We start from the raw sequence: 16,387 nt of genomic DNA on the forward strand, positions 1-16,387 counted from the left end.
CGGGGTTCAGTCCGCCGGCGCCCGGAAGGCGGCCCGCGCGTCGAACGCGGCGCGGCGGGTGGCCCGGCGCAGGGCCCTCAGCAGCGTCGGGCCGATGGTCAGGGTCAGCACCAGGGTGAGGACGGCGCGGCCCAGGTCCCAGCCGAGCGAGGTGGCGGCGCAGTAGGCGAGGAAGCGGACCAGGTTCTCGTGGAGCGGTGCGCCCGCGACGAAGGAGACCCCCGAGCCGAGGCCCGGCACGATCGTCCAGCCGTACAGATTCATCACCGTGCCGTACGCGAACGCCGCCACGAAGCCGTAGCCCGCCAGCATCAGGAGCTCGCCCCGGCCGCGCAGCCGGTCGGATCCAGGCAGCAGGCCGGCCCCCATGGTGAACCAGCCCATCGACAGCATCTGGAACGGCATCCACGGCCCGACCCCGCCCGTCAGCAGCGCCGAGGCGAACATCGTGACCGAGCCGAGCACGAAGCCGAAGCCAGGACCCAGCACCCGGCCGCTCAGCACCATCAGGAAGAACATCGGCTCAAGTCCGGCCGTACCCGCGCCGAGCGGACGCAGCGCGGCGCCGACCGCCGCGAGTACACCGAGCATCGCGACGGCCTTCGCGTCCAGGCCGGAGTCCGCGATCGTCGCGAGGACCACCCCGACGAGCAGCACCAGCAGGACGGCGAACAGCCAGGGCGCGTCCTTGGCGTGGGCGAGACCGGAGTCCGTACCCGCCAGCAGCGGCCAGCCGAAGGCGACGAGGCCGACCGCGCTGACCAGGACGAGCGCGGCGACCGCGTGCGGGCCGAGCCGGACCGGGCGGCTTGACCCGGCCGTCATGCGAGCGCCTCCAGAGCCGTGCGCACCTGCGACACCGTCAGCCACTCCCGGGGCGCCAGGACCTTCGCGGTCTGCGGCGCGAAGGCGGGCGACGAGACCACGACCTGCCGGGTCGGGCCGTCGGCGACGGCCTCACCGTCGGCCAGGATCACCACCCGGTGCGCCAGCTCCGCGGCCAGCTCCACATCGTGTGTGGCCAGGACGATGGCATGACCGTCCTCGGCCAGCCGCCGCAGTACGCCGACGAGCCGTGCCTTCGCCGCGTAGTCCAGGCCGCGCGTCGGCTCGTCCAGGAGGAGCAGCGGGGGCCGGGCGGTCAGCACCAGGGCGAGCGCCAGCGCCAGCCGCTGGCCCTCCGAGAGATCACGGGGGTGGATGTCGTCCGGCACCCCGGGCAGCAGCTCGGAGACCAGCGCACGGCAGCTGCCCACGGGTGCGCCCGCGTCGGAGTCCGCCGCCTCGCACTCGGCGGCGACGGTGTCCGCGTACAGCAGGTCGCGCGGCTCCTGCGGGACGAGCCCGACCCGGCGCACCATGTCGCGCGGCGCCGTGCGGGAGGGCTCAAGACCGCCGACCGTGACGGACCCCGTGGTCGGTTCGGTCATCCCGACCAGAGTCGTCAGGAGGGTCGACTTCCCCGCGCCGTTACGGCCCATCAGCGCCACCGTCTCGCCCGGCGCGACGGACAGCGTCACCCCGCGCAGCGCCTGGACGCGCCCGTGCCGCACCCCGAGCCGCTCGACGCGGGTGACCGGGTCGTGGGCCGGGAGCTCCGCCGGGACGGCGGCCGTGCCCCGGCCGAACAGCCGGCCCAGAAGCCCCGGGCGGGCGGCGGCCGGAGCGGGGAGCGGGGCGACCTCGCCCCCCGCAGCGGCCTCGCGCGCCGGCGGGTCCACATCGGCGAGCCGCGCCCGCAGGTCCACCGCGCGGCGCCTGGCGTCACGCACCGAGAGCGGCAGCGGATCCCAGCCCATGAGCCGGCCCAGGGCCACCACGGGCGGGCGTACGGGCGAGAGCGCCATGACGTCGGCGGGCGCGCCCAGCACCGGGGCGGCGCCGGGCGCGGGCAGCAGGAGGACCTGGTCGGCGTACTGCACCACACGCTCCAGGCGGTGCTCGGCCATCAGCACCGTCGTGCCCAGGTCGTGCACCAGCCGCTGGAGGACCGCGAGCACATCCTCGGCCGCCGCCGGGTCGAGCGCGGACGTCGGCTCGTCGAGCACCAGCACCCTGGGGTGCGGGGTGAGGACCGAGCCGATCGCGACGCGCTGCCGCTGGCCGCCCGAGAGCGTGGCGATCGGCCGGTCGCGCAGCTCCGCGAGACCCAGCAGGTCGAGCGTCTCCTCGACGCGGCGCCGCATCACGTCGGGGGCGAGGCCCAGCGACTCCATGCCGTACGCCAGCTCGTCCTCGACGGTGTCCGTCACGAAGTGGGCGAGCGGATCCTGGCCCACCGTGCCGACCAGGTCGGCGAGTTCACGCGGCTTGTGGGTGCGGGTGTCACGGCCGCCGACGGTGACCCGGCCGCTCAGCTCCCCGCCGGTGAAGTGCGGCACGAGACCGGACACGGCACCCAGCAGGGTCGACTTGCCGACACCGGAAGGTCCGACGGCCAGCACCAGTTCGCCCTCGGGGATCGTGAGATCGACCCCGGACAGGGTGGGGCGCTCCGCGCCCTCGTACCGCACCGAGACATTCTCGAACCGGATCATGTGAGCTCCTTGGAGTCCGAGGGGGATGCGGGCAGCGGTGCCACCACGGCGGGCAGCAGTCCGATCAGTACCGCGGCGGCGGGCCACAGCGGCAGCACCGGGGCGGTGAGCGGGACGACCCCCGGGTGCAGGGCATCGGGGGCGACGGCGCCCGCCCCGGTCATCGCGGCCGCGACGGCGGCGCCCGAGACGGCGACGAGCCAGGCGCGTGCGCCCCAGAGGTCGGGACGGTAACGGGTACGCACCGAGCGGCGCCCGCCGAGCCTGAGCCCGGCCAGCGCCGCGAGCAGCCCGGCCAGCAGCAACGGCAGCCCGTGCGCGGCGCCCTCCGCCGCCAGCAGCCCGTACGTCCCCGCGCACACGCCCAGCAGTCCGCCGAGCGTCAGGACCCGGGTGGTACGGCGGACGGCGGGCGAGACCCGCGCGGTGCGCCCGTACCCCCGCGCGTCCATCGACGCCGCGACGGCCACCGAACGCTCCAGCGCGCCCTCGACGACCGGCAGTCCGATCTGCAGCACCGCCCTGATCCCGCCGGTCGGACGGCCGCGCAGCCTGCGGGCCGTCCGCAGCCGCGCCACATCGGCGACCATGTTCGGGGCGAACGTCATCGCCACGACGACGGCGACCCCCACCTCGTACAGGGCGCCGGGCAGCGACTTCAGCAGCCGCGCAGGACTGGCCAGCGAGTTGGCCGCGCCGACGCAGATCAGCAGGGTGGCCAGCTTCGCACCGTCGTACAGCGCGAAGACCAGCTGCTCCGCCGTGACCCGGCCGCCGATCCTGACCCCCTGCGCCCAGCCGGGCAACGGCACATCGGGCAGGGTGAACAGGGTGTGCGTACCGGGCACCGACGAGCCGAGCAGTACGGAGAACACCAGCCGTACGGCGACGACGAACAGCCCCAGCTTGATGAACGCCCCGTACGACCTGGCCCACGGTGCGTCCGTACGGCGCGCGGCCACCACATAGCCGGCCACGCCGACCAGCAGCCCGAGCAGCAGCGGGTTCGTCGTACGGGAGGCGGCGGTCGCGAGACCCAGTGCCCACAGCCACCACGCCCCGGCCGGCAGCGCGTTGGCGCGGGTCGCCCCGGGGGCCCGCAGGGCAGGGTGGAGCCGGGCCGTGCCGGTGGAGCGGGTCATCGGCGGCGGCGGGCCCGCAGCACGGCGGCGGCACCCAGGACGAGCACCGCGCCGACACCGGCGAGCACACCCGCCGACGGGCCGCCGCCGGAGCTCTCCTCGCCGGAGCCCGCGCCGGTGGCGGGAGCAGTGGCAGGGGCATCCGACTCCGCTCCGCCCGGGTCCTTGCCGACCTGCTCACCGCAGCCCGACCGCGGATAGCCCGAGATCGCGCAGAGCATCGCCGAGCTGTCGTAGCGCAGGGGCTTCGCCACCGAGGCGAGGGCCTCCGCGGTGCTCGCGTCCCGCGCGACCCGCGCACAGGCGGTACGCAGCGCGGGCGGCTTCTCGCCGTCCGGCGCGTCGGCCGCCGTCCCCGGGTCGATGACCAGCGCGACCCGCTTGAGGCCGGCCTTCGCCGGGGTGTCCGCGCAGACGGCTCCGAAGCCGGGTGCGTGGCGCGGCTGCGCGGAGTCCTGGGAGTCCGCGCTCACCGAGAAGCGGAAGCCCTGCACGGCGCCGTCGTCGGGCGTGACCGCTGAAGGCCCCTGGGTGGCGTACGTCCAGCTCTTCGCGCCGTCGCCCTCCCAGAACGACCAGTAGCGGTAGCCCGCGGCCTGCGCGCTCCCCGCGCCCAGCACGGCGAGCAGGGCGCCGACGAGCAGCACCGCCGCCGCGGCGGACGGGCGGCTCACAGCTGCTGGTTCTTCCGGCGTCCGCTGAGCAGGAAGCCGATACCGGCGCCGAAGGCGAGCCCGATGCCGATGATCCACCAGAGGCCGAGCCCCTCGTCGTCGCTGCTGGTGTCCGCGGGCGCCGAAGGCGAGGTCGCGGTCGGCGACGGCACGGCCGTGGCGGCGGGCGCCGGGCCCGTCGCGTTGAGCTGTGCGACCAGGTCGACGCCGCCGAAGTCACGGGCCTGGATGCCGGTGGCGTGGGCGGCGAGCACCAGCTGCGCGGTGGCGGCGGGGCCGCCCTCCTTCGCCCAGCCCTGGGCGTGCTTCTCCAGATACGCGACCGCTCCGGCCGCCTTGTCCTTGTGGCCGGACGCCGCCAGTGCCACGACCGCGTCCGCGGTGTTGCCGAAGTCCGGCTGCGGTTCGGAATCCTCGGCGCCCGGCATCGGAGCGGACTCCAGATACCCGGAGCCGGCGAGCGTCTTCGCCAGGTAGTAGGCGCCGTTCTGCGCGGACTGCTCGGTGGTGAGGCCGGTGCCCTTGTGGCAGACGGGTGCCTTCACCGCGTTGGAGTTCCCCGAGGCCAGGCCCTTGCCCATCGCACCGATGACGGCCGCGGCCGTGGCGTCCGCGTTGGCGGTGAGCTTGCCGTCCTTGTCGGGCTGGTAGGCGAACGCCCCGCCGTCCTCGCCCCCGCACGGCAGCGCGAAGCTCTGGAGCGCCGTGTACGGGGTCTTCCCGCCCGGCTTGGTGATGTCGGCGAGCGGCACGCCCGCCCGCGCCAGCGCTCCGGTCACCACGGCGGTGGAGTTGGCGTCGCTCGGGCTGCCCGGGTTGTAGCCCCAGCCGCCGTCGTCGTTCTGCACGGACTTCAGCCAGCTGACCCCGTTGGCCACGACCTCACCGTGCATGGCGAGCTCGACCATCGCCTGGACCGCCACGCCCGTGGCGTTGGTGTCCGCGACGGTCTTCGCGTCGCAGGGCTTGGAGGCGTCGCGGTAGGCGGCGAAGGCCCCGCTCGCGCACTGCTGGCCGACGAGCCAGTCCACCGACTGTGTGGCGGGGGTGACCAGCTCGATCTTCTGGGCGAGGAAGGACAGTGACTGACGCCACACCCCGTCGTACGTCGGGTCCTTGGTGCCGTAGAGCCCCGCGGGAAGCTTGGGTGCGGAGGACGACGGAGAGGGACTCGGCGCGGCGACCGCCACCGGGGCGGCAGCTCCACAGAGCACGGCGGCGGTGATCGCGAGCGCTGCCGCGCTGCGGCGTACGGACATGGCGGGCTGGGCCTCTCGAATGGGGTTTCCCCTGCTCGAACTGGCCGAGCGCGTAGGGCTTGGGTCGGCGCCGGATTCGCACCGGCTTCCCCCTGTACGGGCAGGAAGGCGACCCGCCCACTCTACCGGGGCGCTCCCGACCACCTCAGGGCGGACAGCCGCACCCTGCGGACGAAGGGCCTTCCCAGCACTTCAGGGCCCGTGCGAAACTCCGGCGGAGGTCCCGAGGGCGGTTGCCCCGGGGTGGGACGAGCCGGGTGGGAAGCAGAGTTGCGCATTCGAAGGACGGTGGCCGTCGCCGCCGCTGCGGCCGGATTCATGACGGTGACGGCGGGCTGCGGCCTGACGGGGGACGACGACGCGGCGGCCCCCGCCTCAGCCTCGCCCGAACCCACCCCGCCGTTCACCACGCAGGTCGTCGCCGCCGAGATAGCCGGCCTCGCCCGGGCAGGCGGGCTCCCGGCCGGCGACACCTCGGCGGCCGGGCTGCCCGACGGGTCCTGGCGGACGTGCGTCGCGCCCTGGAAGAGCGACGCACCGGACTCCGCCGGCGCCTTCGACGCGACGGTGATGCGGTTGCGGCAGCACGACTGGGAGATCATCTCCAGCCATGCCGAGCAGGACACCACGTACCGCACCCTCGCCAAGCGCGGCTGGAAGCTGTACGCCCGCTACGAGGCCGTGGAGGACTCAGGAGCGGGCCGGCCGGTGTCCCTCACCGCCGTCGAGGACGGCTGCCATCTGCCCGAGAAGGCCAAGGATGCCTACGAGGACCCCGCCTGACAGCCGGAGTCGGCGATCACGAAGTGGCCCGCGGGTGACTCCCGCAATGTGTGCGTGACGAACAGGTTGTACAGCCCCATGTCCTCGTCCGAGCCGTTCGCGTAGGCGTGGCCGCCGGAGGTGTACGCCCGGCCGGCCTCCACATGCGCGTAGTTCGTCGCGGTGAAGCACGCGGCCGGGTCGGGGTCCGGGTCCTGGCCGGGGTCCGTACCGCCCGGGGTGCCCTCGTCCAGGCCCCAGAACACGCCCGTGTGGTACGTCGAGCAGATGGTGTCGAGGAAGTACGCCGCCGTCGACCCGCACTGCCCGTCGCCCGATCCGGGGTCCACCGGCAGACCGTGGCCCATGCCGGACACCGAGAACGTCTCCACGGCGGGCTGCCCCGACGCGTCCTCGTAGACGCTCCGGGTGGTGCCGCCGGGCATGCTCTCGGTGCTCGACGGCGTCTGGCCGATGCCCCAGACATCCGTCCACTGGTCACGCAGCGCCGTGGCGTTGGCGGGGTAGACGGTGTAGTCGGCCGTGCCCTGCCAGATCGCGACCCTGGGCCAGGGGCCGGTCCAGCCCGGGTAGGAGCCGCGTACCTTGTCGCCCCACTGGGCGGGGGTGAGCGCTTGCGGACCCGTCTGGCAGGCCGAAGCGCCGAGCTGGCTGGTGGCGCACTGCGCGGGCAGCCCCGAGGCCACGGACCCGCCGGCGAAGACGTCCGGGTAGGCGGCCAGCAGGTCGGCGGTCATCCCGCCGCCCGCCGAAAGACCCGTGACGTAGACACGGTCGGCGTCGGAGCCGTACGTCTGCTTCGCGTACTCGACCATCTGCACGACGGACGCCGCCTCGCCTGCGCCGCGCGTGCTCTCGTTCGTGTCGAACCAGCCGAAGCACGAGAGCGGGTTGTTGGCTGCCGTGGTCTGCGGGAAGACGACGTCGAAGCCCCACAGATCGGCGTACTCGGCCCAGCCCGAGTGGGCGTAGTAGGCGTCGGCCGACTGGGTGCAGCCGTGCAGGGCGACCACGAGGGGCGCGCCTGGCGCGACGTCGTCCGGGGTGTAGGCGAACATCTGCAGATTGCCGGGGTTCGAGCCGAATCCGGTGACCTGCTGGAGCCCCGCGGCCGTGGACGCGGCGGGCGCGGCGGCCGCGGAGACCGGATGCGCGGCGAGCAGAGCCAGTACGGCGACGGGGGCGACGCGGCGGAGCAGGCGTCGCAGGAACGGTGGGCGCACGGTGGAGCCTCCTCGTCGGAGGGGTTGATGGGTGTGCGAACTGTGCGGAACTGCTGCCGGAACCTATGAGCCGGGGGCCCGGCCGCCCATGTGGCAGGCGGACATCCGCCGCGCACCGCTGTGTGCGGCGCTCCTCTTGCGCCGGCGTCCCGGCCCGCGGGGGTGCGCCGTGGCGGCCGGTCCGCACCACGTACGACGCCACCATGCGACAGGGCCAGGGTGTGTGCACCGGCCCCATGTGATGCGGAGGGCGACGTCCATACGGTGACGCCCATGACGCCCTCGCAGACTTCCAGGACCCCGCAGCACGACGACCCTTCCGCCCTCGCCGGACGCACCGCCCTGGTCACCGGGGCGGCGAGCGGCATCGGACGTGCGTGCGCGCAGGCGCTCGCCGCGGCCGGGGCCCATGTGCACGTCGTGGACAAGGCCGGCGACGCCGCCGAGAGCCTGGCGGAACGGATCGGCGGGACGGCCTGGGTGGCCGACCTCTCCGTGGCCGAAGCGGTGGACGGGCTGCCCGCCGACGCGGACATCGTGGTCAACAACGCGGGGCTGCAACACGTGGCTCCCGTGCACGAGTTCCCGCCGGACCGCTTCGCCCTGATCCACCGGGTCATGGTGGAAGCACCGTTCCGCATCTTGCGCCGCACACTGCCCGGCATGTACGAACGCGGCTGGGGCCGCGTGGTCAACATCTCGTCCGTGCACGGGCTGCGTGCCAGTCCCTACAAGTCGGCGTACGTCTCGGCGAAGCACGCACTGGAGGGGCTCAGCAAAGTGGTCGCACTCGAAGCGGCGCCGCACGGCGTGACGAGCAACTGCGTCAGCCCCGGTTACGTCCGCACCCCCCTGGTCGAGGGCCAGATCGCGGACCAGGCCCGCAGCCACGGCATCTCCGAACAGGAGGTGGTGGGCCGGGTGCTGCTGGAGCGCAGCGCCCTGAAGTCGCTGATCGAGCCCGCCGACGTGGCCGGCGCCGTCCTGTGGCTCTGCGGGCCCGGCACGGCACACATCACCGGCAGCTCTCTCACGATGGACGGTGGCTGGACCGCCAACTGACGCCCGACCGCCCACGGAAGCCGGAAGAACGATGGCCGCCCATGTCTGAACCTTCCCCCTCGTCCGCCCCACTCCTGGCGCGCCTCCTCGACCTGCTGGCCGACGACGCCCCCGCCGAGGACCTCGGCGCCGTCACCTCGGAGGCGAGGGCCGCCGGTGTGCCCCCGGCCGATCTGGCCGAGGTGGAGCGGGCGGCCGCGACCGCCCTGCGGATCAGGGGTGCCCTGCGCCAGCACCGGCGCAGGGAGCTCCAGCTCACCGCGCTCTTCGACACGGCGGGCGACCTCGCGGCCTCCCGGGACCTGGACGAGGTGCTGAAGGCGATCGTGCGGCGGGCCAGGATGCTGCTCGGCACCGACACCGCCTATCTCACGCTCCCCGACGAGGAGGCCGGGGACACCTACATGCGGGTCACCGACGGATCGGTGTCCGTGCTGTTCCAGCGGCTGCGGCTCGAACTCGGCGAAGGGCTCGGCGGCCTCGTGGCCCAGACCGCCAGCCCGTACGCGACCCCCGACTACCGCACCGACGAGCGCTTCCACCACACCCGCAACATCAACGCGGGTGTGCTGGACGAAGGGCTCGTCGCGATCCTCGGCGTCCCCCTGCTGCTCGGCTCCAGCCGGGGCGGCACCGGAAAGGTCATCGGGGTCCTCTTCGCGGCCGACCGAGCGGCCCGGGTCTTCAGCCCCGACGAGGTGGCCCTGCTCTGCTCGCTCGCCGCGCACGCCGCCATCGCGATCGACACCGCCAGGGCCCTGGACGACACCAGGACCGCCCTCGCGGAACTCGCCGGCGCCAACGCGGAGCTCGCCGAGGCGAACGCCGCCGTACGCGCGCACTCGGCGGCCATGGGCCGCGCCGAGGAGGCCCACGACCGGCTCACCGACCTGGTGCTGCGGGGCGGTGATGTGAAGGACGTCGCCGTGTCCGTCGCCGGGCTGCTCGGCAGCCCCCTCACCATCCACGATCCCGGCGGGCGCCCGCTGGCCGCCGTACGGCCCGACGGCACCGGATGCGCCGCCGACAGCATCGACGCCGGCTGGCTCGCCGGGACCGCGGACGAGTCCCGGCACGGGGCGCGCGCCGTGCACCGCGACGGCCGCTGGATCTGCGCCGTGCTCGCGGGCCAGGAGCTTCTCGCCAGCCTGGTGCTGCACCGGCGCGAGCGCCTCGACGACTCCGACCGGCGGCTCTTCGAGCGCGCCGCCGTCGTCACCGGGCTGCTCCTGCTGCTGCGCCGCACGGTCGCCGAGACCGAGAACCGGATACGCGGCGAGCTGATCAGCGATCTGCTCGGCGACCCGGAGCGCGATCCGGACGGTCTCGCCGAGCGTGGCCGGAGGCTGGGCATCGACCTGGACCGGCCGCATCTGGTGCTGGTCGCGGAGGCGGCGGCCAGGGAGCGGCTCGGCGGGGCAGCGATGCGGTATCTGTTCGGCGGCGGCATCCACGGGGTGAGCGCCGAACACGCGGGCACCGTCGTGCTGTTGATCGACTGCGAAGACGAGGACCCGCCCGCGGGCCCGGCCGCGCGTGCGGCGGCGACCCAGCTGGGCCACCTCGTCCAGGCGCCCGTCACCGTCGCCGGTACGGGCCCTGCGGCCGGCGCCCGCGAACTCGCCGCCGCCCACGCGGAAGCCGCCCGCTGTCTGCGCGCCATGCGGGTGCTCGGCCGCGAGGGCGAAGGGGCCGGCGTCGGAGAACTGGGCTTCCTGGGCGTGGTCCTGGGCAACGCGAAGGACGTGGACGGCTTCGTGGCCGAGGTGCTGGGCCCGCTGCTGCGCTACGACGAACGGCGCGGCACCCATCTCGTACGCACGCTACGGGCGTATTTCGGCGCGGGCGGCAGTCTGATCAGGGCCAAGGACGAGCTGCACGTCCATGTGAACACGGTGGTGCAACGCCTCGACCGGATCCAGGTGCTGCTGGGCCGCGACTGGAATGAGCCCGACCGTGCGCTGGAGCTCCAACTGGCCCTGCGACTCCACCTGTTGACGGGAGGGCGGGAGAGCTGAACCCCCGCCCGCCCGTCGGCCTCAGCTCGGCGGCGCCGCCCGCAGCAGGGCGTCGGCGACCAGGCCGGCCCCCTTCTCGCCCGTCAGCACCGTGTAGTGGTTGACGTCATCGACGCGTACCGCCGTGACCTTCGTGTCCGGCCGGCCGGCCGCCGTCAGCCGGGCCGCGTCGTACAGCCCCTGCTCCTCGTTCATCAGCCCCCGCTCGGCCCACAACAGCGTCGCGGGCCCGGGAAGCCGGCGTACGGCGGCGAGCACCTCGGCCCGGAACAGATCCACCCCGTCGGTGCGGACCGCCTCAAGCCGGCAGCCCGAGCGCAGCGCCGGCTCCTCGCCCGTCAGATCCCGCTGGATGTACGCGTCCACCTCCGGTGACCAGGCGTCGCCCGCGAACGCGGGATGCGCCTGCCAGAACGAGCGGTACGCGTCCCGGTCGGTGAAGGTCATCGAGAGCCGGTCCATGGCCGGCCCGATCACGGCCGTCATCAGCTCGTCCGCCGACAGATGCGTGGGCGCGGGGAACCCGAACCCGCCGTCGACGAGAACCAGTTCACCGAAGCGGTCCGGATGGCGTACGGCGGCGAGTGTCGCCACGAAGGCGCCCATCGAGTGACCGGCCAGGACCACCCGGTCCCGGCCGAGCGCCCCGGCGAGCGCGGCCACGTCGTCCGCGTGGGCGGTGATGCCGTACGGCCCCGGCAGCCCGGCGCTGCCGGCCCGGCCGCGCAGGTCGGGGGCGATCAGTGTGGCCCGGCCGGCGAGTGCGCCGGCCACCGCGCCCCAGGACAGCGCGTTGGCCGTGATGCCGTGCAGGGCCACGACCACCGGGGCCCCAGGGCTGTCGGCGGGCCAGCGCAGCACGGCCAGTTCGCCGCCGGTGACGGGGACGCGCAGCTCCTCGTACGAGGGGGTCATACGTTCTCCTTGCGGGGTCGGCGCAGTCGGGACGGAAGGCGGGCCAGGCCGCCGGGCAGCAGGTGTACCACGGCCACGAACAGCACCCCGAGCAGGAACAGCGGCTGGGACAGCGGGACGCGCAGCACCGCGGGCAGCCCGGCGACAGCGCCCGATCCGGCGAGGTCGCCGAGCCGGTGATCGGCCCAGGTGTAGAGGATGCCGCCGACCATCGGACCCCAGCGGGTGCCCGATCCGCCCAGCACCACCATCACCAGCAGCGACAGGGTGAAGTCCGAGGTCGTCGTCTGGGGTGTCGAGCCGCCGGTCAGCAGCAGATGGACGAGCCCGCCCGCCGCCGCCAGCGTCCCGGCCAGCACGAAGGCCGTCAGCTTGAATCCGTACGGCTTCAGGCCCAGCACCTCCACCCGGCGTTCGTTCTCCTTGATGCCCTCCCAGACCCGGCCGGTGGGGGAGCGCACCGCCCGGTGGACGACGGCGAGGGTGAGGACGAGGTAGGCGAGGGCGATCCAGTACAGATTCGCGGTGTGGTCGATGCCCACCAGCCAGGAGGGCAGCAGCTCCGCCGGGGCGGCCCGGCCCTCCTCACCGCCGGTGAGTCCGCCCGGGTTGCGGGAGACCAGGATTGAGCCGTCCTGCGCGAAGGCGAGCGTCACCATGGAGAACCCGATGCCGGTGACCCGCAGGCTCACCGAGCCGAGCACCAGTGCGAGCAGGGCGCCGGAGCACAGCCCGAGTACCGCGGCGACGGCGAACGGCAGGCCCGCCTCCAGCAGGAACATGTTCGTGGCGTAGCTGCCGGCGGCGAAGTACAGGGCGTGCCCGAAGGAGAGCAGCCCCGTGCGGCCGAGCAGCAGGTCGTACCCGGTGGCGAGGGCGCCGAACAGCAGGCAGTTCGCCAGGAGTTGGAGGCTTCCCGGGCTGCCGACCGGGCCGTCCAGCAGGCCGGGCACGGGCAGGGCGCTGTAAGGCGCGACGGCCAGGAGCACCAGGACGGCGGCGGGCCACCAGTGCAGCAGCCGGGCCCGGTGCCGCGTGGGCGCCGTGTTCACGGCGGTGGGTGCGGGTGTTGTGGTGGCGGTGCTCACGCGAGCCTCCCGGTCAGTCCGCGCGGGCGGACGAGCAGCAGCGCGGCGAGCAGGACGACGACGGCCAGGTCGCCGAGGCCCGCCGCGGTGTAGTAGTTGGCGAACTGCTGGACCAGGCCGATGACGACCGCGGCCACGGCCGCCCCGGTCACCGAGCCCATGCCGCCCGTGACCACGACGACGAACGCGAAGATCAGCAGCGAGGTGCCCTGCCTGGGGTCGACCGAGCCGAAGTACAGCCCGCCGAGCGCCCCGCCCAGCGCGGCGGCGCAGCCACCGATCGCGAAGACCAGCGTGAACGCCCTGCGGACGTCGATGCCGAGCGCCGTCACCATCGCCCGGTCCTCGACCCCGGCCCGGACGACGAGCCCGTGCCGGGTCCGCCCGAGGAACAGGCGCAGGGCGACGAGGACGACGGCCGCCGAGGCGATCAGCACCAGCCGGTCGACGGGCACCTCCGCGCCGAGCAGGCCGAAGGTGCCGGACAGGGCGTCGGGCCCGGGGAACGTCCGGGCGTCCGAGCCCCAGATACCGGACAGCAGGGCGGGCACGGCGAGACCCACACCCACCGTCGCCAGCACCTGTTCCCTGGGCCGGCTGTAGAGGGGGCGTACGACGGCCAGTTCCAGCACCACGGCGGCCAGTGTGCCCACCGCCGTGCCGAACAGGACCGCCAGCGCGAAGCCCCCGCCGCCCGGTCCCGCACCGGGCAGATTCCCGGACGCCGCCCACCAGGTGGCGTACGCGCCGATGGACAGCAGTGCCCCGTGGGCGAAGTTCAGCACATCCATCAGGCCGAATATCAGCGAGAGGCCCGAGGCGATGAGGAAGTAGAGCGCACCCAGACCGAGTCCGGTCATGGTGAGCAGCACGACGGTGGACATCAGGAATCCGCCTCCGCGGTGAGTGGGGTGAGCGGGCCCCGGCCCACGCCGAGCAGCCGCCTGGTGGCCTCCTCGTCACCGAGCAGCGCGGACGCCTCGCCCTGATGGGCCGTCCGCCCGTCGGCCAGCACCGCGCAGTGCACGGCGAGCCTGCGGACGACGGCGAGATTCTGTTCGACCAGGAGCACGGGCACCGCCTCGGCGGCGCGCTCCAGCACCCGGGCGACCTCGGTGACGACCTTGGGGGCCAGGCCCTTGGTGGGCTCGTCGGCGATGATCAGCCGGTTCCCGTTGAGCAGGGTGCGACCGATGGCCACCATCTGCTGCTGGCCGCCGGACAGTGTCCCGGCCAACTGCCGTTCCCTGCGTTTCAGTTCGGGAAAGAGTTCATGCACGAGCCCGTACGCGGGCCCGTCCGCGCCCCGGCGCTCCGCCAGCCGCAGATTCTCGGCCACGGTGAGCCCGGCGAAGATCCCCCGGTCCTCGGGGGCGTAACCGATGCCCCGGCGGACCAGGGTGTGCGTCGGCAGGCCCACGGTCTCGTCGCCGTCCAGGAGCACGCTGCCCGCGCGCGGGACGAGCCCCAGGACGCCGCGTACGGTCGTGGTCTTGCCCGCCCCGTTGCGGCCGAGCAGCGCGGTCACGCCGTGGCGCGCCACGTCCAGGTCCACGCCGTGCAGGATGTGCCGGCCGCCGATCAGGACCCGCAGGTCCCGTACGACGAGCAGTGCGGGTGCGGTCACAACCCCTCCCCGAGATAGGCGCGTTGCACGACCGGGTCGGCGGTCACCGCGCCCGGGGTGTCCAGGGCGAGCAGCCGGCCGTGGTGCATCACGGCCAGCCGGTCGGCGAGTCCCAGCAGGACGTCCATGTGGTGCTCGACCATGAGCACGGTGCGGCCCTCCTCGCGGTGCAGCGACCGGATCAGCTCGGTGAGGGCGGGGACCTCCTCGGCGCTGACCCCGGCCATCGGTTCGTCGAGCAGCATCAGCCGGGGCTCGCCCACCAGCAGCACCGCGAGCTCCAGCTTGCGTTTCTCGCCGTGGGAGAGCTCGGCCGCCGTGGCCCCGGCGCGGTGGCCGAGGCCGGTGCGCTCCAGGACGCGGCTCACCTCGGCCGCGTACGCCGAGGCGCGTCGCCAGAGCCGGTGCGAGCCGCCCTTCGCCGCCTGAGCGGCCAGCCTGATGTGCTCGGCCACGGTCATCAGCGGCCAGAGGCTCGACGTCTGGAACGTCCGCCCGATCCCACGCCGCGCACGGGTGTGCACGGGCAGTCCCGTCAGGTCGGTGCCGTCCAGCGCGAGGGTGCCCGCGGTGGCCGGGACGATCCCGCTGATCAGGTTGAACAGGGAGGTCTTTCCCGCCCCGTTGGGCCCGATGAAGGCGAGGAACTCGCCCTCCCGGACATCGAGGGTGACGTCATCGACGACGGCCGCCCCGCCGACGCGCCACCCCAGGCCGTCGAGCCGGAGCACCGGGGCGTCCGTACGCGCCCCCTCGTCCCGCGTGGTCGCGGTGCCGGGTACGGTCACGGGTCAGCCCGCCGAGGGCTTCACGGGCGGGGCCACCGCGTCCATCGGCTCGGTGCTCACCAGCTCGGGCTTCGCGGTGGCACCCGCGCCCTCGAGCCCCGCCACGAACATCGGCTGGAGCAGCGCGTGGTCATCGGCGCGGATCTGCTGCGGGCCCTTCACCCCGTCGAAGCTCCAGCCCTCCAGGGCCTTCACCATCGCGGCGGTGTCGGTGGCGCTGCCCTCCTCGACGGCCCGCACGATCATCTGCGCCGCGGTGAAGCCGTCGGGGGTGAACAGGTCGGGGGTGCCGCCCGCCTTCTCGACGCCGTCGAGCATGGCCTTCTCCACGGCGTTGCCGCCGCCCGCGCCGGGGAAGTAGTGCGCGAGGAAGGAGACCTTCGCACCGGCCGCCCCGAAGACCGGGTACGAGGCCTCCCCGGCCAGCCCGGTGACGACCTTTCCGGCGTTCAGCACGCCCTGCTGGTCCAGCGCCGTCCACAGGGCGGGGGCGGTCGCGCCGGCCCAGGCGACGAAGACCAGATCGGGCCCGCCCGCCTTGACCTGCCGGGCGAAGGGCGTCAGATCCGTGGCGCCGGGCGGGGCGAGCACGGAGCCCACCTTCGCGCCCTCGGCCCCCAGGACCGCCTTGACGGCGGTGACATTGGCCTGGCCGAAGGTGGAGTCCTGCGCGAGGACGGTGACCTTCTTGCCCTTCGGGTCCCCGAGCATGGTGCCCGCGGTGAGGATGTCCTGGTAGGTCTGCCGGCCGGACCTGAAGGTGTAGGTGTTGATCCCGGTCACCGCGTCGGTGGCGGCGGGGCCGTTGACGTACAGCACCTTGTTCTGGGCGGCCAGCGGCGCCATCTGGAGCGCGACACCGGAGTCCGTGGTGCCTGCCAGCACCTTGTAGCCCTTGCCGATCAGGCTCTTCGCGGCGGAGACCGCCTTGCCCGGGTCGCCGGCGTCGTCCTGCTCGGTGACCTCGATCCGGTGGCCGCCCGCCTTGCCCGTGCCCTTCGTCGCGTAGTCCAGCCCCGCCATGAACCCCTCGCGGTACTGCTTCCCGTATGCGGCGAGCAGCCCCGTACGGGAGTAGACGAGCCCCACCTTCACGGTCTCGTCCGCCCCTGAGCCCGCCCCGGAGCCGGAGTCACCGCCCGCCTGGCCGGCGGCGGTGCATCCCACCAGCAGCAGACAGGCGGCGCCGAGCGCGGTCACGGTCAGGGTTCTTCTGTGGACGGTGCCTACGGCTCTGCGACGCATGGTGACCGGCTCCTCGGCAGGGTTCG

Annotated in this window: 15 protein-coding genes; 3 read left to right on the forward strand and 12 right to left on the reverse strand. The window is 74.0% G+C overall.

Annotated features, from left to right (window positions below; translation table 11 throughout):
- Positions 1 to 6: 6 nt before the first annotated feature.
- From OG623_RS25320 to OG623_RS25340, 5 genes are read right to left on the reverse strand one after another with little or no spacing between them, the layout of a single operon-like run.
- Positions 7 to 825, reverse strand: a complete 819-nt coding sequence (locus tag OG623_RS25320; protein WP_406149505.1) for an ECF transporter S component — start codon at positions 823 to 825, stop codon at positions 7 to 9.
- Positions 822 to 2,537: an ABC transporter ATP-binding protein gene (locus OG623_RS25325; protein WP_406149507.1), complete on the reverse strand. Its 1,716-nt coding sequence runs from the start codon at positions 2,535 to 2,537 to the stop codon at positions 822 to 824. Before OG623_RS25325 ends, OG623_RS25320 begins: the two co-directional genes overlap by 4 nt.
- The gene (locus OG623_RS25330) at positions 2,534 to 3,679 is read right to left on the reverse strand and encodes an energy-coupling factor transporter transmembrane protein EcfT (protein ID WP_406149509.1); all 1,146 of its coding nucleotides are present in this window, start codon (positions 3,677 to 3,679) and stop codon (positions 2,534 to 2,536) included. Before OG623_RS25330 ends, OG623_RS25325 begins: the two co-directional genes overlap by 4 nt.
- Positions 3,676 to 4,353, reverse strand: a complete 678-nt coding sequence (locus tag OG623_RS25335) for an SCO2322 family protein (RefSeq protein ID WP_406149511.1) — start codon at positions 4,351 to 4,353, stop codon at positions 3,676 to 3,678. The genes OG623_RS25330 and OG623_RS25335 overlap by 4 nt, the downstream gene beginning before the upstream one ends.
- Positions 4,350 to 5,612: a prenyltransferase/squalene oxidase repeat-containing protein gene (locus OG623_RS25340; RefSeq protein ID WP_406149513.1), complete on the reverse strand. Its 1,263-nt coding sequence runs from the start codon at positions 5,610 to 5,612 to the stop codon at positions 4,350 to 4,352. The genes OG623_RS25335 and OG623_RS25340 overlap by 4 nt, the downstream gene beginning before the upstream one ends.
- A gap of 270 nt (positions 5,613 to 5,882) precedes the next feature.
- On the opposite strand from OG623_RS25340, the gene OG623_RS25345 reads away from it, so the two are divergent.
- Positions 5,883 to 6,395, forward strand: coding sequence for a hypothetical protein (locus OG623_RS25345; protein ID WP_406149515.1), 513 nt, complete (start codon positions 5,883 to 5,885; stop codon positions 6,393 to 6,395).
- On the opposite strand, the gene OG623_RS25350 is transcribed toward OG623_RS25345, so the two are convergent.
- Complete coding sequence (locus OG623_RS25350; RefSeq protein ID WP_406149517.1) at positions 6,377 to 7,618, reverse strand: alpha/beta hydrolase family esterase; 1,242 nt, start codon at positions 7,616 to 7,618, stop codon at positions 6,377 to 6,379. The two genes, OG623_RS25345 and OG623_RS25350, sit on opposite strands and share 19 nt — an antisense overlap.
- A gap of 273 nt (positions 7,619 to 7,891) precedes the next feature.
- Here OG623_RS25350 and OG623_RS25355 point away from each other — a divergent pair, with 273 nt between their 5' ends.
- Together OG623_RS25355 and OG623_RS25360 are read left to right on the forward strand one after the other, a co-directional pair.
- Complete coding sequence (locus tag OG623_RS25355; protein ID WP_406149519.1) at positions 7,892 to 8,680, forward strand: 3-hydroxybutyrate dehydrogenase; 789 nt, start codon at positions 7,892 to 7,894, stop codon at positions 8,678 to 8,680.
- Positions 8,681 to 8,721: 41 nt separating this feature from the next.
- On the forward strand, positions 8,722 to 10,698 hold the full coding sequence (locus OG623_RS25360) for a helix-turn-helix domain-containing protein (RefSeq protein ID WP_406149521.1): 1,977 nt from the start codon (positions 8,722 to 8,724) through the stop codon (positions 10,696 to 10,698).
- Positions 10,699 to 10,719: 21 nt separating this feature from the next.
- Here the strand turns inward: OG623_RS25360 and OG623_RS25365 are convergent, their stop codons facing one another.
- From OG623_RS25365 to OG623_RS25390, 6 genes are read right to left on the reverse strand one after another with little or no spacing between them, the layout of a single operon-like run.
- Positions 10,720 to 11,613 (reverse strand): alpha/beta fold hydrolase, encoded by an 894-nt coding sequence (locus OG623_RS25365; protein WP_406149523.1) that lies wholly within the window; start codon positions 11,611 to 11,613, stop codon positions 10,720 to 10,722.
- Complete coding sequence (locus OG623_RS25370) at positions 11,610 to 12,701, reverse strand: branched-chain amino acid ABC transporter permease (RefSeq protein WP_406149525.1); 1,092 nt, start codon at positions 12,699 to 12,701, stop codon at positions 11,610 to 11,612. The genes OG623_RS25365 and OG623_RS25370 overlap by 4 nt, the downstream gene beginning before the upstream one ends.
- Positions 12,698 to 13,585: a branched-chain amino acid ABC transporter permease gene (locus OG623_RS25375; protein ID WP_406149527.1), complete on the reverse strand. Its 888-nt coding sequence runs from the start codon at positions 13,583 to 13,585 to the stop codon at positions 12,698 to 12,700. The genes OG623_RS25370 and OG623_RS25375 overlap by 4 nt, the downstream gene beginning before the upstream one ends.
- Entirely contained in the window at positions 13,585 to 14,328 is a 744-nt protein-coding gene (locus tag OG623_RS25380) for an ABC transporter ATP-binding protein (protein ID WP_406149529.1), read from the reverse strand. The genes OG623_RS25375 and OG623_RS25380 overlap by 1 nt, the downstream gene beginning before the upstream one ends.
- On the reverse strand, positions 14,325 to 15,116 hold the full coding sequence (locus OG623_RS25385; RefSeq protein WP_406149530.1) for an ABC transporter ATP-binding protein: 792 nt from the start codon (positions 15,114 to 15,116) through the stop codon (positions 14,325 to 14,327). Before OG623_RS25385 ends, OG623_RS25380 begins: the two co-directional genes overlap by 4 nt.
- Positions 15,117 to 15,119: 3 nt before the next feature.
- A complete protein-coding gene (locus OG623_RS25390) occupies positions 15,120 to 16,361 on the reverse strand; it encodes a substrate-binding domain-containing protein (RefSeq protein ID WP_406149532.1) in 1,242 nt (413 codons plus the stop codon).
- Between the last annotated feature and the right edge of the window lie 26 nt (positions 16,362 to 16,387).

It is taken from the genome of Streptomyces sp. NBC_01012, from assembly GCF_045162755.1.
GTDB lineage: Bacteria > Actinomycetota > Actinomycetes > Streptomycetales > Streptomycetaceae > Streptomyces.

Coding starts and splice junctions, on each gene's coding strand:
- OG623_RS25320 (WP_406149505.1), bottom strand. CDS start 825: ATGACGGCCGGGTCAAGCCGCCCGGTCCGGCTCGGCCCGCACGCGGTC.
- OG623_RS25325 (WP_406149507.1), bottom strand. CDS start 2,537: ATGATCCGGTTCGAGAATGTCTCGGTGCGGTACGAGGGCGCGGAGCGC.
- OG623_RS25330 (WP_406149509.1), bottom strand. CDS start 3,679: ATGACCCGCTCCACCGGCACGGCCCGGCTCCACCCTGCCCTGCGGGCC.
- OG623_RS25340 (WP_406149513.1), bottom strand. CDS start 5,612: ATGTCCGTACGCCGCAGCGCGGCAGCGCTCGCGATCACCGCCGCCGTG.
- OG623_RS25355 (WP_406149519.1), top strand. CDS start 7,892: ATGACGCCCTCGCAGACTTCCAGGACCCCGCAGCACGACGACCCTTCC.
- OG623_RS25360 (WP_406149521.1), top strand. CDS start 8,722: ATGTCTGAACCTTCCCCCTCGTCCGCCCCACTCCTGGCGCGCCTCCTC.
- OG623_RS25365 (WP_406149523.1), bottom strand. CDS start 11,613: ATGACCCCCTCGTACGAGGAGCTGCGCGTCCCCGTCACCGGCGGCGAA.
- OG623_RS25375 (WP_406149527.1), bottom strand. CDS start 13,585: ATGTCCACCGTCGTGCTGCTCACCATGACCGGACTCGGTCTGGGTGCG.
- OG623_RS25390 (WP_406149532.1), bottom strand. CDS start 16,361: ATGCGTCGCAGAGCCGTAGGCACCGTCCACAGAAGAACCCTGACCGTG.